Genomic DNA, 19,738 nt, shown 5'->3' on the forward strand with positions numbered 1-19,738 from the left:
TTCTTACCCTGTATATTTAATTCCCTTCATGGCATTGCGGATTCTTTCAAAGGCCGCATCCATCATTTGCTCGTCCCCGTTGCACGAAATGCGAACAAAGCGGTCACCATTGGTTCCAAAGGAAATGCCGGGCATCACCACCACCCTTGCTTCCTCTAAAATTTTCATAGAAAAATCAATGGAGCTCATGCCGGTTTCGCTGATATTGGCCATAATATAAAAGCTGCCCTTAGGCTTAATGCAGGAGAGCCCCGGCGTTTCGTTGATCAGCTTTGCGGTGTATGCGGTTCTTCTCGCATACAGCGTATTCATCATATCCACAAAGTATTGGCAGTCCTTGAGGGCGATATATCCGGCCCGTTGTGTAACCGCGTTAACCCCCATAACTGTATCGGTGGAAAGAACCGACAAAGCCGGAACAAACGAAGCAGGAGCCATAATGTAGCCCAAGCGCCAGCCGGTCATGGCATAGGTCTTGGAGAAGCCACCGATGGTAAAGGTTCTCTGGCTCATATTCGGCAGCGTGGCAAAGGAGGTGTGCGTGCCGTCATAAATAAGCGCTTCGTAAATTTCATCGGAAATGACAAACAAATTGTGTTTTTCCACAACTTGTGCTATTTTTTCCATTTCTTCCCGAGAAAGAACAGCACCCGTGGGGTTACCGGGAGAATTTAAAATGACAACCTTGGTTTGGGGTGTAATAGCCTCTTCCAACTGTTTAGCCGTTAAATTAAACCCGTTCTCTTCCTTAACGGGAATCCCAACAAGCTTTCCGCCTAAGAATTTTACCTGATTGATATAGGAGGGGAAGCAGGGGTCGGTTGCAATGACCTCATCTCCGTTATCGATGAATAGGCTCAGGATCATATTGAGTCCCTGAATGGCGCCGGAGGTAATGAGGATATTTTTAGCTTCCCAGTTCAGGCTGTGGTGCTTTTCCCAATAACGGCAGATTTCTTCTTTCAAATCCATATAGCCGGTCATGGGAGGATAATGGGTGTAACCATCCTTCAACGACTGAACCGCTACTTCAATCACTTCTTTGGGAGAGTCAAGATCAGGCTCGCCAACACCAAGGTTAATCAGGTTATTATACTGCATAGTGGCATTGAACATTTTCAGCATAGGTGAGGGCTGCATATTTTGAAATTGAGCACGTAATTTTTCCGTCATAAAAACATCTCTCCTGTTTATTTAATAAAATTGACAAAAAGGGGTTTGGATATCTTATATTCTATTTAAATTGTTTAACGTTGTCAATAGCTTTAATATAGTTAAGAAAATTTCTATCGATGTGACAAATTCATTAACTTATATTTGTGTATAAATGGTTGATGTTGAATATCTGCTCCATTTGATATACAATGGGGATATGAAATCATAAGGGGCTACGGAATGGAAAACGAAATTGTATGCAATATTAAGGAAGCCGCAGAGCAGGTTGGCGTAAGCCCCGGCACAATCCGGAACTGGGAAAAAGACGGCTTGTTTTCGGCCCATAGGAACAGCAGTAACTATCGGATTTACCGCTTTCAGGATATCGAATATTTAAAAAAGCTGAAAAGTTATTCCATTGATCAGAAGCTGAATATTCAAGCCATTAAAAAATTAATGGAAACGGATCTCAGCTTTGTTTATTCGGGGTTTCCTTCTGAGAGCAATTCCAAATCAGGAGACGAAATTTCGGCTTTCTCCATAAAGAAAAAAGAGCTTTTTGAAAAGTGGAAAGGGATCCGGGAGCGCCGCAAATTGACCTTGGAAGATGTCAGCAAGGCAACCGGCATCTCTATTTCCTATTTAAGCCGCATCGAAAATATGAATGCCAATGTATCGTTGGAAATCATTAACATACTGGCAGACTATTATGGCGAAACCTTGACCTATTTTTATGAAACAACTGCGTTTGCGGAAGAATTTATGGTCCGGGAAAAGGAACGCTGCCAGATTGAATCCAGTCTGAAAGGGGTTTGCATTGAATCCCTGATCAACCGAAAAAACACGGTGATGCGCCCCACCATTTTTACGGTATTGCCAAAATCGGGGCAAACCCATTTCCATAGTCACAGGGGAGAAGAGTTTATTTTTGTTCTTGAGGGACAGGTTACCGTTACCCTTGAGGACGATAAAGAATATATCCTCCACCAAAATGACTCGGTGAGCTTCCCCTCGCTTACCAAGCATAAATGGCAAAATACATCCAATCAAATATGCAAGCTGATTTGGGTACATTCGCCCCTTAATGCCACTTAAAACAAAAGCATCGCCCCGTTGAAAGCGGGGCGATGCTTTTGTTTTGTTGGAGAATAAACCACTGGCTGTACTAAGAGGAGGTCTATTTTATGAGCATTTTAATAATGGAGATAATGGCGCCAACCACAAAGACGGCCATGAGTGCATAGTCGTATTTATGCTGGAACACATCCTTTTTGCAGTCCTTCTGGTGTTTAACATAGAGGAAAACCGAAATGGAAAACAGAATGGTAGTCATCATTAAGCGTGACAACCCCGCGGAATAGATGAGCCATAAGCCATAAATGCTGCCTAACACGGCTATGCATTTTTGAACAAGCATCTGCCCCTGGGAAAGGGATGAAAAATCTCCATCCTTCTTAAAAACCACAACGACATAATACAAGCAGCTCAAAAAATACGGAATCATAATCATACTTGCCGATATTCCATAAAAGAACTGGTAGGTAGAGGCGCTGAAATAGGTTATAACCAAAAATATTTGGACAATACCCGTGGAAATCAGCGCGCTATTCACAGGCGAGCCACTTTGATTTTCCTTTGCGAAAACCGAGAGGAAGGTTCCTTGTTTAGCCGCAGTATTTGGGATATGCGAAGAAACAATGGTGATGCCCAAAGCGGCTCCGATTAAGGAGATAATCACGCCCAGGCTGATCAGAGAAGCGCCCCAGTCTCCGACAATTTCCCGCATGATACCACCCATAGAAGGGTTGGGAAGCGCTGCAAGCTGCTCCTGGCTTAAAACACCCATGCTGAGAATTGAGATGAGGATATAGAGAAACAAAACGCCAAAAAATGCTGTGACGACAGCTTTGCCAACATCCCTCATCTTTTTTGCTTTTTCGGATAAAGCAACCGAAGCCTCTATGCCTATAAATGCCCACACGGTAACCGTTGAGGTTGCCCGCACCTGATCAATAAACGGGATGGTTCCATTGCCCCAAAAATTCTCCATAAAAATCTCTGCCTTAAATTTAGAAAGAAGAATGATTGAAACCATGAAAACAAAAATGGGGATAACTTTCGCAATCGTTACCACAACGTTCACAAAAGATGCATTTCGAATCCCCGAACATACAAGAGCGCACAAAAGCCAGAAAAAAATCGATGCACTGATAATGGACAGCAGGTTATTTCCATTACCGAAAGCCGGAATGAAGTGCCCTATTGAGCCGAACAGGAGAGTGGCATACGAAACATTGCATAAAACAACGCTAATCCAATATCCGTATGTCGTCGAAAACCCAACAAAATCCCCCCAGCCCGCTTGGGCGTAAGTAGAAATGCCGCCTACAATCTCCGGTTTGGAACGATTCAAGCCAAAAATGCTTAAAATAAGTCCCACCATTCCGACACCGCAAACCAGCCAACCAACGATGACGGCTCCGGTATTGGCCCCATTTGCTGCCATATCTCCTGCTAATGTAAATACGCCGCTGCCAATTGTCGTACCCATTGAAACTGCGATGAGGCCAACCAGACCTAATTTCTTAGAATGACTATTTCCATCCAAAGCCAACAATCCCTTTTTATAGTTTTCCAAAACCCCTTTTGAATCGACTATATTTGGATGATGACTACTATGAACTTCATCACAATAGTAATATATTTTCCTATTGTTGTCAATACGTTTTATAATGTTAAACAAAATACTTCTTTATTTGCTTGTGTAGGTTCAAGTCATATTTTAATGGATTGGACTTTTTGATACATATGAAAAAGGACTTTCTGAAATCAACTTCAGAAAGTCCTTTAGGCCGTTTGCGCAAAGGCTTTGAGGGCCCTCCATACAAACTAACTATTCTTTTGGTGGAGGAGATGGAAATTGAACTGCTCCGGCTTCCATTCCACTTCATGATATCCAGCCTTGCCCTCTCACCTATTTTCCTTATTAGTGTGCCAGTTTTCTGTAGGTTATCTTCGAATGGCTACCTAATAATTCCAGACTGGTTTATAGCGTATCTTTTGGTTTGTGCAACTTTTTATGCAGCTAATTATCTCGGCCATTTTGACCAAATTTTTATAGGAACGCTTCTCCTTATAAGTACCTGAGGTATTCTGTGCAGCATGAAGGATATGAAAAATACAAATAACATTTTCTCTCTCATGAACACGAGGGTATGATCACTCTTAATAATAACTCTGGTGTAGGTTTTCCGCATATTTTGAAAAATCTATCGCATATTCAAAATGTGGTAGGTTAAGATTTGGCTTCACCTCAAAAAACTGCATATACACTTTCTGCTGTTGTTTTGGATCGGAAGGCATTGTAAAGCCGTAAATGAAAGTTATCGTAACCGCTTTAACCACAAATGCAGCAGTTCTCCTTGATTTTTTATACCGAGTTTTTTGTAGATACTGGTCTTTTGATTGGCAATCGTTTTATGGGATGAGAGCGTATAGGTATCGTTGTCGATAATAGCATCAAATACAGTACGCTCAGCGGGGGAAAGCTGTGCCAATATCAGTGAATTAATCAAATATAGCTGCGGTGTATGCCCATTTAGGGTTTTACGGATCGTTTCCGCTATAATATTAAACTGGCTTTTAAAAATATAACCCGATGCCATGCTTTTTACGCATGAATCCACCACGATGTGCGGGTTTTCATGGGATGTCAAGATAATGACTGCGGCGTCTGTCCGGCGACATATTTCACGCGAGATTTCAATGCCTTCCAATCCAGCGGTTGAAAGACACAGATCCATCAATACGATATCCGGCTGCAGCTCAGAGCAAAGCTGGAGTGCATCCTCTCTGCCGCCGGCACAGCAAACCAGCTCAAGATCCGGTTCACACTCGGCCAGGCGCCTAACCAGGAAAATGAAGTCTTGGTCATCTTCCACCAACATGAAGCGGATTTTATCGCTCATAGAATGCCCCCCATATAGAGCGCCTCTGCTTGGGAAAATACAAGGTGAATGCAGCGCCCTCGCCAATCTTGCTTTGTATATCAATATAGCCGTTGTGCTGCTTCATCACATTGAAGCAGTAGGATAGGCCAAGTCCAAAATGCTTATTGGCTGTTTTGGTGCTGAAATACGGTTCGAATATTCTGCGCAGATCCTCCTGCGGGATACCGCCCCCGGAATCTTTGATAAGAAGTGCCTGATATTTACGGGAGGCATCTCCTTTAAAAACAATGGCAATGGTTCCGCAGTGATTCATGGCGTCAATGGCGTTGTAGATAATATTATTCAGCACTTCTATTAAATGGTCCCTGTCGCACAGGACCATTTCTTCACCGCATAAAACATCGAAGATTATTTCGGGCCCGCCGTACTCCCTACAGATGTGGACAGAGCTTTCAATGATTTCTTTGGCCAGGCATAGTTTTCGATCGAGTACAATATCACTGGCATACAGCTGTGTTTTATAAACAAACTGCTTTAAATGCTCGGTAGAGCGGCCAATAATTTTCAGTTCTTCCGGCGTATCCCCGTTTAGCTGCAAGGTTAAGTACTGCATACACCATTCAATTTTAGTCAATTCATTTTTTAAAATGTGACTTGTATACCGTGCGCCCTTATCAATCTCCTGCTTGGAGATATCCCATTTGTAGGGTTCACCCCTCAGGCGAATACCCATCATTCCTTCGCGGAAAGCAGCTACAAGATAGAATACAAGGATGATACCCATCAGATAGGTGTTCCCTTGCCAAACTTTAAAAAATGCCTGTATCCGCAAAGAATGAATAACGAATATCGTTATAAGCCAGAACCATACAGGCGGCAGCACAACAAAGGAGATGCGCCGTTTTTCACGCCGACTGGCTGACCATTTTTCACCCAATACCGATTTGATCATCAGAACCGTAACCAGCACACCATAAGTAAGATTATATACAGTGACGGTGTACCAGAATATCAAACTTGTTTGCTGAAGCTCCCGTGTTCTGAGCGGTGGAAAGATCAGCATCAGTATCAGCGGAAAGCACAGCGCAACAGCTTTAAAAAGCCGAAAGCGCTTGGGCAGTATGGGATGCGCTTCATAAAAATACAGCGCAAATACAAACAGACAGGGCATGACATAGTGATACAGCACCGATGTCATAAGACTGTAGACACAGGCGGCAATGATTTCGAGACGGGGCGCACGTGTTGTGAGCATCAACTGTGGGAGAACATCGTAAAACAGAACCTCTTTCAACGTTCCCAAGCTGAAAACAAGGCCGCTGACAGCAAGCCAACGGTTTGTTTTGCTGCACCTGTCCGAAAGATATATGATCAGAGAAAGTAACCAAAGGACTGCTGTAAATGCCATATTACTCATCACTTTCATGTCGCTACATTATAGGTATCATACCATAAAAAAACACTGAAACCTACGAAAATCTTGTGCCTATATTCCTAATATTTTTAGGAACACAGCGTGGTTTAATCGTGCTATGATGGCTTCAAACAAGTCTTGGGGATGGTTTGACATGACAAGCGATTATAGGGGTATTGAGTATCGGCTACACGAAAATTTGGTGCAACTGCAAGAAATGCTCTGCACACTGGAATTTGAGCAGTGTTTGATAGACCGCATTGCCGATTGTAAAGACCTCATTAAAAGCAAACAATATAATGTGGCGGTTATGGGTGAGTTCAAGCGGGGAAAGAGCTCTCTGATTAATGCCCTGCTGGGGGCGCGGATTTTGCCTGCTGATGCAACGCCCACCACCGCAACGGTGAATCGCATTACCTACAGCCCATCTCCCCGGGCGGTGGTTACCTTTCGGGATGGTTCATCGCAAGAGATACCCATCGAAAATCTAACTGACTACGTCACCAAGCTCACGGCCGACGGGGAAGCACGGGCCATGCTTGTCCGGGATGCCACGGTATATTTGCCCGCTGTGATTTGCCAAAACCACATCGATATTATTGACACGCCAGGTTTAAACGACGAGCCGCATATGACGCAGATTACCATAGATATGATCTCCAATGTAGATGCGGTGGTGGTACCCATTCATGCGCGTATCCCATTTAGCGATACCGAAAAGAAATTTGTTTGCCAGTTGATGGAAAGTGACAGCATTCATCAACTGATCTTTGTTGTTACGTTCATGGATCAACTGGATGAGGACGACTACGAATACAGCGGGTTTATAGAATATATTCGTGAGCGCATTCAATCCGGTGTGATGGAGGAGCTTGTACAGCGGCAGAGTTCAGGAGCGGTGCAAAGCAAGGCCAAGCGAATTTTGGAGGGCCTGCATATCATCGGCATATCATCGTCCCAAGCGCTGGAGGCTTTTGTATCAGGCAATCAGAAGTTACTGGAAAAAAGCCGTTTTGAAGATTTCCGCAATATGCTTCTGCAGGTTGTCACAGCGAAGCAATTGGAAAATGCAGTACAAAAAACGGTGGATACCATGTGTTCCGTTGTTGCACAGTTCAGCGAACAGGATCTGCAGCGCAGGGCAGCTTTTGACGCTGAGAGGCTGGAAATCGAAACACATGAGGAACGGTTCCGTCGCTACAGGGCCGATGGGGCCAAGATGCTGGACGCTGTTTTTGCAGCCGATTATGATGGGCTTGTAAGTCTTGCAAACGGTTTGAACAACTACAAAAATCAGATTGTGAACGAGTTTATCACTAGCCTTTCTCAAGTACGGGAAAACAGCCACGCTGCCATACTTGCTGCGTTAAACTGCGCCGCACATAAGGCGGAACAAGATATGAATCATCGGAAAAGAATTTTACATAAAGAGATTTATGATGTGTTTTTATCGTCCTTTTCTGTTCTGCGCAAACAGGAAACAATGTATTTGGCGTCTGCCGTGGAGTTTGCGGGGATTTCGAACTGGCTTGGTTTTGCCGATGTAGGTATTTCCATGATGCGTCATGTGGAGACTGCGTTAGTCGGAACAAAGTTTTCATGGCGCACGCTGTATGTGCCCCCTGTGCAGGATTTGTCTTCATACAATGTGATAGAAACAGTCATCCATGCCGTGGATGTTCTGATTATGGATTACATCAACCAGATCCATCAGGCGACCGCGGCCATTCGTAAGAATTGGTTTGCGGAATTCTCCGTTCATACAAGAGCTTTGCTGCAGGCAGCCGCAGAGGTTATTCCCCCCAGATACGAAGCCCATGATTTGCGCCAGAAGGCCTATATACGCAACTATCAGGTGTTTTCGGATGGAGCAAGAGAAATTCTCCGTGGTTGTGAATCGATTCAAAACGAAGCAAGGTAGGGAGGGAAATTATGAACAACTGTCCAAAATGTAAAAGCGTAGTGAGCGATGATTTGTTTTTTTGCAGCAAATGTGGCGAGCGGCTTCTGTCCCCAAGTACATCTTCTGTCTCTGTGGGTGCGGATTCGAGGACTAGGCTCTTGGTTGTAACCAGAGCATCGCAGTTTCAATGTGTTATGAATACCTACCGTGTTGTTGTGGATGGCAATCTGCTGGGAAACGTAGCCTCGGGATCATCCCTTACGTCCCACGTATCCAACTGGGCAACGGTAGATATTATCTGTACCACGATAATGGTCAGTGCAAAGCGGAGGCTGGTTTTAAAGGTGGGAGAAAAGCCTATCGTTTCTTTTAAGGTGCAGTGGCCCGGGAGTATTCTGGCCTCGGTGCAGGATGCGGAAATAGTAGAGCAAAAAACAGATTGGTGAGGACGATGCGGTTCAGGAACCGTATCACCGATACCCAATTCACAGCGGGATGAACAGTGCAGTGCAGCAATTTCCAGGTTACAAGCGTTCTGCGCTGTCTGCGGTAAGCGGCAGCAAAATCGGAACGGTAACGGTGCTTTGCAGCAAAGGCAGTAGAAGGGTTTCAACATTTAAAATACAACCATTAAGGAGCGTAGAATATGGCTTTTTGTCAACAATGTGGTGCGCAATTGCCGGAAGGTTCTGCTTTTTGCGGAAATTGTGGAGCTGAAGTTTCTGGAACGCCTCAACAAAAGGTTTGCCGCAGCTGCGGGCATTGGATGCCGTTGGATATGCTTTTTTGTGATAAGTGCGGCAACCGCTATGTTTCTCAGGAACCTCAGCTGCCATTTCAATCCAGAGTGAATGAAGTCGACAGGGGTGGCATGGGGGCAAAAGACTTTTCAGGTGAAAGTATAACGGCAAACTATTTCAAGGGGATAGGCGCTTTAGGCGGAACACTGGTCTTCGATCAGACAGGTATGACTTTCTGTCCTCATCAGATTCATGTTCTGAGCGAAAAAACGCGAATCCAATATCAGGACATTTGTCATGTTGCAGCACGCAATACAATGGGACTCGTCCCAAATGGCATGTCGGTTTTCACACGGGACGGAAAAGAGCACAAATTTGTTCTTTTCAACCGTGAGAACGTCATCGCTTATTTGAATCAAAAACGGGGGTAATCAGAATAATGGTTTTTAAGTTGAGTTGGGTTCTTCCTTGGCTTCCGTATGTCATGCTGATTGTCGGACTGTATAACTTTTTTATACAAGAAGAGGATGCTGCTTGGGGATTGATTTGTGCAGTGGTCGGGGGTGTCTGGATATACTTCAGGCACCGTAAACCGCGTACTGACCAAAATGCAGACCTTACAGGCGGCAGTTCCAATGACAGTGCTGCCCAGCCCTCCACACCTGCTGCAATGCGTTGTGCTCAGTGCGGTACCACGATTTTCAACGGTCAGGCGTTCTGCTCCGGTTGCGGTATGAAGCAAGAGGAAACAATATCTTCCCATCATTGCCCATCGTGCGGAAGTCAAGTGGAGCCTCAGGTGTTGTTTTGCAGACAATGCGGTACAAAGGTTCGCTGAATGGTGCTTTCACCCTGTCTGGAAGGGCGTGTCGGCTCAATGGGGCATGGAGGCCACCGGAATCTGCTTTCTTATTTGTTCCTTGCTACCGTTATCATAGTTCCAAGTAATCGTTATTAATCGTTGGAGTAAGTGACGCAAAGAGGAGATAAATGCCATGTCAGAAGCAACGTTCAACAGCTTTTCAAACTACAACCATACCATCACCGCGCTTACAGGCGATCTTAAAAAGCTTGGTGACTACAGCCGCCGTATGCAGCTTAGCGGCAATCTTTCCGCTATTGAAGAAGTGCTGAAACGCTTAAAGGAAGACAGCTTCAACATTGCTATTGTGGGGGAGTTTAATCGCGGGAAAAGCTCGCTGATTAATGCCCTGCTGGAAAAGGATGTGCTGCCTACCGATTTGCTTCCCACCACGGCCACACTAAACCGGGTTACTTACAGTGTGACATCCTTTGTGCAATTAGAATACCATGACGGCAATATGGAAGAAATAGAGATTGACCAACTGCCCCAATACGTTACCAAACTGACGCGTGAGGGCGAGCAGAGGGCCAAATCCATTAAGATCGCCACCGTCTATTATCCTGTCAACTATTGTAAGAACGGCGTGACAATTATCGATACGCCGGGGCTGAACGATGATACGGCAATGTCTGACGTTACCTTTTCTGTTCTGCCGCAGGCAGATGCGGCGATTATGGTAATGATGGCCGGAGCTCCCTTTTCCCAATCGGAGTATGAATTTTTGGAAAACAAAATCATCACCAGTGATTTGGGCCGTGTGTTGTTTGTGCTGACCGGCATTGATCTCTACAGCGACAGCGATGTGGAGCGTCTTTTGTCTTTTATCCGGCAGAAAATCACCGAGTCGGTTCTTAATAAAGCACAAAAAGTTCATGGCAAAGGTTCCGAGGAATATATGGCTATTGAGCGCAAGCTGGGTACGGTGCGTATATACGGTCTGTCAGCAAAAAATGCACTCAAAGCTAAGAAGAAAGGCGACCATGCAGCGCTTGAGAAAAGCGGTTTTCCGGTGTTTGAAACGGCATTGGAGCGCTTCCTGACCGAGGATCGGGGTGCGATACGCCTAAACGTACCCATCAGCCGTATTAAAACATCCTCTGTCGAGCTGATGCGTGCGGTACGGCTACGTGAAAATGCGCTTGCTATGGAGCGTGAGGAATTCGATGCGCAGTATGCCAAAGCCATGAACGAGATACAAAGCATCCGCAATGAGCGTGAAGCGGAGTTCCGTGGAATCAACCATGCGTCTGAAAACGCCTACGCTACCCTTTTGCCCATTATCGAGGAGTATTGGCCCGGTATGGAGCAGGCGGCGGACAATGCCATTGATGAATATGTGATATCAGACGTGAAAGAGTTGGAGGGAGCCGCTGGTGATGCGACACAGGAGGCCATGACTAAGGCTGTAAAGGGAGCCATGGCTAAGGCCAGCCAGAATTTCGGCGAACGCATACAAGCATCCATTAATCGGTCACTGCAAAACGAAGCCGAACGTGTTTCTGATTTTGAACGTCGCTTTTTTGAAGCAACAGAGAGCATACAGAATATGTTCATTCCCAAAAGCAAAGACAGTTCTTCCGAAAGCGATATTGTAATCAGCACTTTGGCTGATGGGTTTCTGCTGTTTGGACTGGGTGGGGCCTATCAGGGGTTTCGGCAGGCGGGATGGAAGGGCGCACTGCTGGGTGGAGCCACCAGCGCAGCAACCGGCATTGCAGCGTCTTTCACATCAGGTCTGCTCATCAGCGCACTTTCCCTTCCGCTTACGTGGCCGGTTGTGCTTGTGGCTGGTCTTGGCGCAGCACTGGCGGGGGCGCTTATGGGCAAGTGGGCCTTGGGAAAGGTGTTTGCCAAAGACAAGATTGACAAGTTTAAGGAAACGTTCAGAGAGGCGATATATGTTGAAATTAAACGCATGAAGACAACGGATAATTTGAGGCAAGCCGTCAGAGGCCAGGTATCGGAAGCATTTGAAGCCCTAAAAACAAAAATCCGTACAGAGACAGAAAATATCCTGGGTGATACACAAAAGCAGTTAACTCAATTGAAAGTGGAGTTGGCGCATAAGGATAGTGAAGACGCACACACAAAGCAGGAACTTCGGGCTATGCTCGAAGATGTGCATGCCATGTGCAGGCGTTCGGATGAGATTGCCGGGCAGCTTAATCAAATTATGGAAAGGCAGGAGATGGTTTCAAAATGAATTTGGTAAACCCGACGGATGGCATTAATACAAGCTTTCCGGAATATGTTAAAAGCCGCAAGATGCTGACACAGGCCCATATGCAAGGCGGCGTGCCAGACTATGCCTATGGTGCAGACTATGTGCTGCGGCAGAAAATCAAGGCTATTCCGGGTTTTTATGCCATAGCCAAAGCCATCACCAATACCACCATTCCCCTTATTAAGCAGCAGCTGAATAGCAGCAGCTTAAAGGTGGGGCCTTCCCAGTTTCCTGATATATACGAAATTGTTGTTGACTGTGCACGGCGGCTGGGCATTGGTATCCCGGCCGTGTATATCAGAAGTAAAGCGGCGGAACTGAATGCCACTGCCTGGTGCGTTGATGATGATATGCCCTTGATTGAGATTACATCCGCCCTGCTGGAACGTTCCACACCCGGAGAGCTTAAAGCGGTGATTGGGCATGAATGCGGTCATATTCACAACAATCACGGTATATTCAATACCGCTGCACAGCTCATACTTAATGCCGCGCAAACCGCTATCCCCGGTGTGCAGCAGATACTCGCGCTGGTCACTATGCCTTTGCAGCTGGCGTTCTCCATGTGGAGCCGCGCAGGAGAGGTTACATGCGATCGTGCAGGGGTTATTTGCTCGGAGGATGCCGGCGACACCATCAGCGTGCAGAGCAATCTGCTTTATGGCGCAGCACTGAACTGCGGGAAAGCCGACATCGATGCCCTACTTAAGCAGTACGATGCGATTCGTGACAAGCCTGTGCGCTTTTTAGAATTGGATAGCACTCACCCCATTGGGGTACGCCGTATATTTGCGGTCAAGGAATTTTTTAACAGTGAGGTATTGTATGCGTGGCGTCCTGAGTGGAGAATGCCGGATATGCATCTTGTTGACAAGCAGACGCTGGACGCGCGTTGTGAAAAGTATATCAGCGTATTAAAAAGTGGAAAGAGGAGTTAGACGCCGTGGATGACAATGTTATGCAGCACCAAATCCGTTTGGATTATGAAGGCGTTTGCGGCGATATTGAGCGCATTTTAGATGATGTAGCACACCTGTGTACAGAACAATACCTCGTAAAATCGCTTGGGGAGCCGGCTGTTTCCAAGGTAAAGGACAACATCGAGGCTGTGCGCAAGCGGTTATACGGTTCGTTCCAGATTGTTGTGGTGGGGGATTTTAAACGCGGTAAATCAACGCTGATCAATGCGCTGTTGGGAGAAGCCGCTGTCCCGACTGCCGTTACGCCGGAGACGGTTACAATTAACAAGCTATCCTTCGCTGAAGTTCCCCGAATCGAAGCTGTATTAAGCAACAAAAAGCGTGTGACACTCACGCAGAGCGAGCTGGAGCGAGATGCACTTTTGGCACTTTTCAAAGGGTTGCCCGCCCCCGTTGATACCGTTGATATTCGCCTGAACAACCATTTTCTCAGAAATGTAACCATCATCGATACCCCAGGCTTAGGAGATTTGACAGAGGGGTTTGACCAGCAGGTTGCTGAATATCTTGTCAATGCTGATGCCATTGTGTATGTTACCTCTGCTCGCGCGCCTTTGTCTTTTACCGAGCAGGTGTTTTTGTCCGCCAGTGTCATGCCGCAGAGCTTCTGTAGGATATTCATGGCTGTGAATATGACTGATACGCTGGAGAGCGAGGAGAATATAGAGAAAGTGCGGGAACTGACGGAGAGTCGTGCCGGTGCTATCAGTGACCATATCTATGTATATATGTTAAGCGCCCTGGATGAGTTTTGCCGTAAGAAAGAATTTGCGCGTCCCGAACCGTTGCTGGCCAATAGCTTGGAAAATCAATTCCTGGCGTTTGAAACAGCACTTGACAGCGATGCAGTGCTGCAGAAAGATATCATTAAATCCATGCGTGGAGTGGCGCTTACCCGGCTGATGCTGGAGGCACTTGCGGGGCGTATAAGACTGGTTCAGGACTCACTCAGAACGGATATGGAAACGCTGAGCAGATCGCAGGATGTGTTCCAAGCACAGGATAACGTATTACGGGCCAACATTGAAAAACACAAAGCTTCCCTCTTGAGCAGCATGTACGACTGGGAAATTGAAGCCAAGGGATGGATGTGCGATTTTATGGATCGGCTTAAAGCTGAGATACAGCAACTGAAAGACGATGCCGATATGGGCGACATTCAACGCTATTTTCAGTTCTATATGATGGACTTAATAAAGAATGCCATGTTTGCCTGTACATGCAAGCATCAAAAAGACATTGGAGATATGCTGCAAAATAGTGTGAGAAGTATATCCGGCGAGATTTCACAAGCACTGTTTGGAGATGTTCAAGCCCGCATTGCGGATTGTATGGCGGATGTAAGCTGGACGCATGTGGATACGGCGTTATTCGCAGGGGAAGCGGTATTGAATATGACCGGACTATCTGCTGTTGTGGGACCATTTTTTTTACTGAGACAGATTATTGGCGGCGCTATTCGTCAGAAAACAGTTTCTAACAAGCAGGCGGATGTGATTGCGCCCGTTTTGCAGGAGTATGATGCCATTACACAAGGTGTGCTCCACCAGGTGGAGAAAATATACGCCCAAATAAAAAAGGATGCCCTTTCCAAGCTGGATGAACTATATCAAGCGGAAATACAGATTTCGTCGGAAGCCATACAAAATGCCCGGCAGCTGGCGTGCGATAAGAATGTGAAGATTCAGGATGTGCAGGCCTTTCTAGAACATACGCTGCATATGATTGCAAATTGTACTGAGCGCATGCGGGAATATGCGATGGATGTCCCTTTTTTATCGTAATCATAGCACAGTAAAAGTACCAATAGAACTATTAAAATAAAACGCCGCATAAACATAATGTTTATGCGGCGTTTTTTGGTGGAGGCGTGCCCTCGCTGGTCGAACTCATCAAACATTAAGTATGCTGAACAATACATAGTAAAATATTATTGATTACAAAATAAACTAAAGTGTCTGAAATAAAATATTGAAATCTATTTTCTTGTACGACCTTCCAACTTATACAATCAAACTCCACTCTTTGTGATGAAGATAATTGTGGAATAACAATAAAATTGCTTTTAGCAATTTCCTTTTTACTTCCAAGATTTAAGTAAAGTAGCCCCATGGCTATTTTATTGATGATACTTACTATCCTATCATGCTCGAAATCAAAATATACACCATTTTTATCGAGTTTGATTGACTTACAGATTCTATCTTCCAAGTTGTCGTTGTAACTAAACCTTACTTCAGCTTTTTTTCTGGTAAAGTCTCCGCCATACAATTCTATAGATAGTAGGTAATCGGACAAATACATGATAAAGTCTTCATCTTTTGAAAAACCATTATTGCATTGCAAACAAGCCGACACAGTTTTTAACTGTGCTGGATACGGTTCATCTAAAAAACACTTTGGAGGCACGTGGTCTCTTGTTTCAGCTGGTTTTCCGCAATATATACATAATTTCTTGTTCATACCATTCCTCGTACAGCAACACATTTATATATCTACATACAGCACAAACCCATAAGAGAAAACGTAAATGTTTCTCTTATGGGTTCGTACAGCGATAACGTTGGTGGAGGAGAGGGGAATTGAACCCCTGTCCGAGAACCTATTCATGCGGCTTTCTCCGAGTAAAGTTTGTCATTTGCATTCCCTTTTCCGCCCGCTGGCAAACAAGCTGACGGAATTGGTATCCCTAATACATTTACAGTGCCGTGGAACTCACCGCAAACGTTCACCACTAATTTGATGCCCTAACCGGCCCGTGGTCCCTCCGACTCGGACAGCTGCTTAATTAAGCAGCAAAAGCTAAATTATCTTCAGCGTTTAAATTTAAAAGTGTCATGTTTTAAAGAGGTCATGCTCCTCTACTCGCTTACCGGACTGCAAAATCCCCGTCGAAACCTTTACTCCCCCATATCAATATAATACTACCGGGCGTTTTCCTTCATGGCCCGGTCAATATCCCGTTTAGCGGCTTTTTTAGCGGCGTCCTCCCGCTTATCATAGAGCTTTTTACCTTGGCAGAGCCCCACCTGAACCTTAACCCGTGAGCCCTTAAAATAAAGAGATAGAGGCACCAGCGTATAGCCCTGGCGAGCCAGCAGAGAAGCCAATCGAACAATCTCCCGCCGATGCATCAGCAGCTTGCGGGAACGCATGGGGTCTTTGTTAAAAATATTTCCGTGCTCGTAGGGGCTGATGTGCATCTGCTTGACAAACAGCTCGTTATCCTGAATATCGCACCAGCTGTCCTTCAGGTTCACCGTGCCCTTGCGTAGGCTTTTTACCTCGGTGCCTACCAGCTCAATGCCAGCTTCAAAGCTTTCCTCCACAAAATAATCGTGGCGTGCCTTTTTGTTTTGGGCTATGGTTTTAAACGCTGATTTTTCCATGCTCATCCCCTCCCCTCTCTGCTATCGCTCTCATATTGTACTACAAAAACGTTTTTAGCGGAACACCCAAAGGCGGTTGATCAAAAAGTTTACAATTAAAACCAAAACAATGGTAATACCCTTGGCTGCCATTTCCACCAGGCCAAACTGTAAGGTAAAAAGGTTGATCAAAACCACACTCAGGCCCAGCATTGAAAGGCTGAGAACCAAGAACTTCACGAGCTGCGGGCTGAGGAACTTCTCCCGGGAGCGGAAGGTCCAGCTCCGATTGAGAATGTAGCTGTTCACAACTCCAGCCGAATAAGAAATCACCTGCGAAAGGGTTAAATCCCATCCCACAACGTTACGCAAAAGGGTAAACACCAAAAAATCCACCAAGGTGTTGACCACCCCAGTGATGCCGAACTTGACCAGCTTGGCAAATTCATCGCTTTTAACCAGCTTGATAATTTTATCCATAAAAATCCTATCTGAGCTAAATCTCACTGCGCCCTTCTAGAGCACGGTATAGGGTCACTTCATCGGCATATTCCAAGTTGCTGCCCACCGGCACCCCATAAGCAAGGCGGGTTACCTTAACCCCTATGGGCTTGAGAAGGCGAGCCAGATAAGCCGCCGTAGCCTCCCCCTCCACAGTGGGATTGGTGGCCATAATAACTTCCGTGACCCCGTTATCATGCAGGCGGCTTATTAGTTCCTTGATATAGAGCTGTTCCGGGCCAACACCATCCATCGGCGAGATCAGCCCATGCAGCACATGGTAAAGGCCGTGGTATTCCCGGGTACGCTCAAAAGCCAAAATATCCCGGGGGTCCTCCACCACACAGATGATGGTTTTATCCCGGTTTTCCTCACTGCAAATGGGGCAGAGCTCCTGATCGGTGAGGTTCTGGCAGATTTTGCAGCGCCGGATTTTTTCTCTGGCCTCCAAAATAGTATTGGCAAATTCCTCCGCTTTAACACGGGGCATATCCAAAACATGGAAGGCCAGCCTCTGAGCGGATTTTTTGCCGATGCCTGGCAGCCGCTCAAACTGTTCAATCAATTTGGTTAAAGGCAATACAGAGTAGCTCATCGCTTAAAACATACCCGGCATATTCATTCCGCCGGTAATTTTCTCCATTTCAGCAGAGGTAACTTCTTCAACAGTGGCCAAAGCCTGATTCATGGCGGCCACAATTAAATCCTGCAGCATATCCACATCCTCCGGGTCAATAACCTCCGGCTTGATGGTTACAGTCTTGACTCTTTTATCACCGGTCATGATGACTTCAACAGCCCCGCCGCCCACAGTCTCGGTAAATTCCCGCGTATTCAGCTCCTCTTGCTTTTCTCCAATAAGAGTCTGCATTTTCTGGGCCTGTTTGATCATAGCATTCATATTCTGGGCTCCGCCGCCCATACCCTGTGGCAATCTTGCTTTCATAAATAGAATCCTCCTATGTTATACAAGTTAAATAATTAAAATAAATGGCTAGGTTTAGCCACAGATACACTTGATAGACTAGATAATTTTCAGCTTTCTTTAACCGGCACACCCAGCTCAGAAGCCTTTTTCAGCAGCAAATCCACTGGACTGACTGCGGAGGCCTTTTCATACTTGGCCTCGTTATAAGGCCCAAGGCGGCAGGTTATACCAGTGACCGCTAAAATAGCCTGACGCAGGCTATCCTTAGCATAAGAATCCCCCCGAACCATCTGCGCAAACAGATCCCCGTTGGCCTCAACCAGCACCAAATCCCCACCCAAATAAGCGCTGGAATCGGAAAGAGCACCATAGAGTGCCTTGTTTTTCTGCTGGAGAATCTGCAAAACCTCGTTCCAGCGCTGGAAAGGCTGAACCTTAATTTTGTCAGCGGCTGTAATGGGATTGGCCTCAGCCGCAGGAACAGCAGGCTTGGCAGGTACCGGCATCTGAACCGGAGCTGTCTGGGGGATGCTCTTGGCCTTTACCTCCAGCTCCAGCTTTTCCAATCGGGTCAGCAAAGCCTCGGGGGCAGTGCTCAGGGCCGGGTCGCACAGCTTGACCAGACACAGCTCCAGCTCGGTGCGGCGCTGTGTGGTGCGGGACATTCTGCCCATGGCGTCCTGCAAGGTTCCAAGGCAAGCCAGAATCTGGCTCATAGAAAGCTTTTGTGCCTGTTCCCGGTACTGGGTCAGCTCCTCCGGCAGGCAGGCCACCAAATCCCCCGGATCATCCAAGGATTTGACCACCATCATATTGCGGTAAAAGCCGATCAGCTGCTGGCAAAGGCGCTCGTAATCCACCGATTGAGCCCAAAGCCCTTCTACCACCTGCAAAACAGCACCAATATCCCCCCCAATCACACCTTGGGAGATTTCAAAAAGATGCCCGCTTCCCGTCAGCCCGGCAGACTGGGCCACCACCTGTGGTGTAATGGAATCGCTGCGGCTCCAGCACAAATCCAGCAGAGAGAGGGCATCCCGCATGCCGCCATCCGAAAGCTTAGCGATTAGAAGGGCAGCTTCTTCCTCGAGAGCAAAGCCCTCCTGCTCCGCCACATACAGCAGACGGTCGGCAATAATCCGGCTGTCGATCCGGCGGAAATCAAACCGCTGACAACGGGATAAAATCGTGGCCGGCACCTTGTGTATCTCGGTGGTGGCCAGAATAAAAATCACATGAGCCGGCGGCTCCTCCATAATTTTCAGCAAGGCGTTGAAAGCGCCGGTGCTGAGCATATGAGCCTCGTCGATGATATAAACCCGGTATTTTGCCACAGCGGGGGTGAAGTTTGCCTCCTCCCGCAAATCCCGGATGTTATCCACACCACTGTTGCTGGCGGCATCGATCTCGGTTACATCCATAAGATTGTCCGCATCAATGCCGGTGCAGATCATGCAGTGGCCGCAGGGGTTCCCCTCATGAGGCTCTAAGCAGTTGACCGCCTTGGCAATGATTTTGGAGCAGGTAGTTTTACCTGTCCCCCGGGTTCCGGTGAACAGGTAAGCGTGAGACGGCTTGCCTGCCGCAATTTCATTTTTCAGGGTAGTGGTAATATGTTCCTGGCCCACAACATCGTCAAAGCTTTTGGGCCGCCATTTTCTGTATAAGGCTTGGTACATGCTCGCTCCCTTATTTCATAAAAACGCAGAC

General features: G+C 46.5%; 17 protein-coding genes and 1 other RNA gene. 7 read left to right on the forward strand and 11 right to left on the reverse strand.

What is annotated here, in order from left to right:
- Positions 1-3: 3 nt before the first annotated feature.
- Positions 4-1,173 (reverse strand): pyridoxal phosphate-dependent aminotransferase, encoded by a 1,170-nt coding sequence (locus tag U6B65_07115; GenBank protein WRS26130.1) that lies wholly within the window; start codon positions 1,171-1,173, stop codon positions 4-6.
- A gap of 222 nt (positions 1,174-1,395) precedes the next feature.
- Between U6B65_07115 and U6B65_07120 the strand changes: the two genes are divergently transcribed.
- The gene (locus U6B65_07120; GenBank protein WRS26131.1) at positions 1,396-2,250 is read left to right on the forward strand and encodes a cupin domain-containing protein; all 855 of its coding nucleotides are present in this window, start codon (positions 1,396-1,398) and stop codon (positions 2,248-2,250) included.
- Positions 2,251-2,332: 82 nt separating this feature from the next.
- On the opposite strand, the gene U6B65_07125 is transcribed toward U6B65_07120, so the two are convergent.
- The 3 genes from U6B65_07125 to U6B65_07135 all read right to left on the reverse strand — a co-directional run bounded on the left by U6B65_07125 (position 2,333) and on the right by U6B65_07135 (position 6,513).
- Positions 2,333-3,898, reverse strand: a complete 1,566-nt coding sequence (locus U6B65_07125; protein WRS26132.1) for a basic amino acid/polyamine antiporter — start codon at positions 3,896-3,898, stop codon at positions 2,333-2,335.
- Between the two features lie 640 nt (positions 3,899-4,538).
- Positions 4,539-5,123 (reverse strand): response regulator transcription factor, encoded by a 585-nt coding sequence (locus tag U6B65_07130; protein WRS26133.1) that lies wholly within the window; start codon positions 5,121-5,123, stop codon positions 4,539-4,541.
- Positions 5,113-6,513 carry a HAMP domain-containing sensor histidine kinase gene (locus tag U6B65_07135; GenBank protein WRS26134.1) on the reverse strand — a complete coding sequence of 467 codons (1,401 nt, stop codon included), beginning with the start codon at positions 6,511-6,513 and terminating at the stop codon, positions 5,113-5,115. The genes U6B65_07130 and U6B65_07135 overlap by 11 nt, the downstream gene beginning before the upstream one ends.
- A gap of 160 nt (positions 6,514-6,673) precedes the next feature.
- Between U6B65_07135 and U6B65_07140 the strand changes: the two genes are divergently transcribed.
- The 6 genes from U6B65_07140 (at position 6,674) to U6B65_07165 (ending at position 15,015) form a co-directional block, all read left to right on the forward strand.
- Positions 6,674-8,440, forward strand: coding sequence for a dynamin family protein (locus U6B65_07140; GenBank protein WRS26135.1), 1,767 nt, complete (start codon positions 6,674-6,676; stop codon positions 8,438-8,440).
- Between the two features lie 11 nt (positions 8,441-8,451).
- Complete coding sequence (locus U6B65_07145) at positions 8,452-8,868, forward strand: hypothetical protein (GenBank protein ID WRS26136.1); 417 nt, start codon at positions 8,452-8,454, stop codon at positions 8,866-8,868.
- Between the two features lie 200 nt (positions 8,869-9,068).
- The gene (locus U6B65_07150; GenBank protein ID WRS26137.1) at positions 9,069-9,593 is read left to right on the forward strand and encodes a zinc-ribbon domain-containing protein; all 525 of its coding nucleotides are present in this window, start codon (positions 9,069-9,071) and stop codon (positions 9,591-9,593) included.
- A 564-nt stretch (positions 9,594-10,157) separates the two neighbouring features.
- Positions 10,158-12,230, forward strand: coding sequence for a dynamin family protein (locus U6B65_07155; protein WRS26138.1), 2,073 nt, complete (start codon positions 10,158-10,160; stop codon positions 12,228-12,230).
- A complete protein-coding gene (locus U6B65_07160; protein WRS26139.1) occupies positions 12,227-13,189 on the forward strand; it encodes a M48 family metallopeptidase in 963 nt (320 codons plus the stop codon). Before U6B65_07155 ends, U6B65_07160 begins: the two co-directional genes overlap by 4 nt.
- A 5-nt stretch (positions 13,190-13,194) precedes the next feature.
- Positions 13,195-15,015 carry a dynamin family protein gene (locus U6B65_07165; GenBank protein WRS26140.1) on the forward strand — a complete coding sequence of 607 codons (1,821 nt, stop codon included), beginning with the start codon at positions 13,195-13,197 and terminating at the stop codon, positions 15,013-15,015.
- A 115-nt stretch (positions 15,016-15,130) separates the two neighbouring features.
- Here the strand turns inward: U6B65_07165 and U6B65_07170 are convergent, their stop codons facing one another.
- The 7 genes from U6B65_07170 to dnaX all read right to left on the reverse strand — a co-directional run bounded on the left by U6B65_07170 (position 15,131) and on the right by dnaX (position 19,707).
- Positions 15,131-15,694: a hypothetical protein gene (locus tag U6B65_07170; GenBank protein ID WRS26141.1), complete on the reverse strand. Its 564-nt coding sequence runs from the start codon at positions 15,692-15,694 to the stop codon at positions 15,131-15,133.
- A 101-nt stretch (positions 15,695-15,795) separates the two neighbouring features.
- Positions 15,796-16,141: a transfer-messenger RNA gene (gene ssrA, locus U6B65_07175) on the reverse strand.
- A gap of 14 nt (positions 16,142-16,155) precedes the next feature.
- The gene (gene smpB, locus U6B65_07180; GenBank protein ID WRS26142.1) at positions 16,156-16,620 is read right to left on the reverse strand and encodes an SsrA-binding protein SmpB; all 465 of its coding nucleotides are present in this window, start codon (positions 16,618-16,620) and stop codon (positions 16,156-16,158) included.
- Positions 16,621-16,674: 54 nt separating this feature from the next.
- Complete coding sequence (locus U6B65_07185; protein WRS26143.1) at positions 16,675-17,079, reverse strand: GtrA family protein; 405 nt, start codon at positions 17,077-17,079, stop codon at positions 16,675-16,677.
- A 16-nt stretch (positions 17,080-17,095) separates the two neighbouring features.
- Positions 17,096-17,695 carry a recombination mediator RecR gene (recR, locus tag U6B65_07190; protein ID WRS26144.1) on the reverse strand — a complete coding sequence of 200 codons (600 nt, stop codon included), beginning with the start codon at positions 17,693-17,695 and terminating at the stop codon, positions 17,096-17,098.
- A gap of 3 nt (positions 17,696-17,698) precedes the next feature.
- On the reverse strand, positions 17,699-18,046 hold the full coding sequence (locus U6B65_07195; protein WRS26145.1) for a YbaB/EbfC family nucleoid-associated protein: 348 nt from the start codon (positions 18,044-18,046) through the stop codon (positions 17,699-17,701).
- A gap of 89 nt (positions 18,047-18,135) precedes the next feature.
- The gene (gene dnaX / locus U6B65_07200; GenBank protein WRS26146.1) at positions 18,136-19,707 is read right to left on the reverse strand and encodes a DNA polymerase III subunit gamma/tau; all 1,572 of its coding nucleotides are present in this window, start codon (positions 19,705-19,707) and stop codon (positions 18,136-18,138) included.
- Between the last annotated feature and the right edge of the window lie 31 nt (positions 19,708-19,738).

This window comes from Oscillospiraceae bacterium MB08-C2-2 (assembly GCA_035621215.1).
GTDB lineage: Bacteria > Bacillota > Clostridia > Oscillospirales > Ruminococcaceae > WRAV01.

What these genes read in the sequence shown, in the direction of transcription:
- U6B65_07115 (WRS26130.1), bottom strand. Translation starts at nt 1,173, where the DNA reads ATGACGGAAAAATTACGTGCTCAATTTCAAAATATGCAGCCCTCACCT.
- U6B65_07120 (WRS26131.1), top strand. Translation starts at nt 1,396, where the DNA reads ATGGAAAACGAAATTGTATGCAATATTAAGGAAGCCGCAGAGCAGGTT.
- U6B65_07130 (WRS26133.1), bottom strand. Translation starts at nt 5,123, where the DNA reads ATGAGCGATAAAATCCGCTTCATGTTGGTGGAAGATGACCAAGACTTC.
- U6B65_07135 (WRS26134.1), bottom strand. Translation starts at nt 6,513, where the DNA reads ATGGCATTTACAGCAGTCCTTTGGTTACTTTCTCTGATCATATATCTT.
- U6B65_07140 (WRS26135.1), top strand. Translation starts at nt 6,674, where the DNA reads ATGACAAGCGATTATAGGGGTATTGAGTATCGGCTACACGAAAATTTG.
- U6B65_07145 (WRS26136.1), top strand. Translation starts at nt 8,452, where the DNA reads ATGAACAACTGTCCAAAATGTAAAAGCGTAGTGAGCGATGATTTGTTT.
- U6B65_07150 (WRS26137.1), top strand. Translation starts at nt 9,069, where the DNA reads ATGGCTTTTTGTCAACAATGTGGTGCGCAATTGCCGGAAGGTTCTGCT.
- U6B65_07155 (WRS26138.1), top strand. Translation starts at nt 10,158, where the DNA reads ATGTCAGAAGCAACGTTCAACAGCTTTTCAAACTACAACCATACCATC.
- U6B65_07160 (WRS26139.1), top strand. Translation starts at nt 12,227, where the DNA reads ATGAATTTGGTAAACCCGACGGATGGCATTAATACAAGCTTTCCGGAA.
- U6B65_07170 (WRS26141.1), bottom strand. Translation starts at nt 15,694, where the DNA reads ATGAACAAGAAATTATGTATATATTGCGGAAAACCAGCTGAAACAAGA.
- smpB (WRS26142.1), bottom strand. Translation starts at nt 16,620, where the DNA reads ATGGAAAAATCAGCGTTTAAAACCATAGCCCAAAACAAAAAGGCACGC.
- U6B65_07185 (WRS26143.1), bottom strand. Translation starts at nt 17,079, where the DNA reads ATGGATAAAATTATCAAGCTGGTTAAAAGCGATGAATTTGCCAAGCTG.
- recR (WRS26144.1), bottom strand. Translation starts at nt 17,695, where the DNA reads ATGAGCTACTCTGTATTGCCTTTAACCAAATTGATTGAACAGTTTGAG.
- U6B65_07195 (WRS26145.1), bottom strand. Translation starts at nt 18,046, where the DNA reads ATGAAAGCAAGATTGCCACAGGGTATGGGCGGCGGAGCCCAGAATATG.
- dnaX (WRS26146.1), bottom strand. Translation starts at nt 19,707, where the DNA reads ATGTACCAAGCCTTATACAGAAAATGGCGGCCCAAAAGCTTTGACGAT.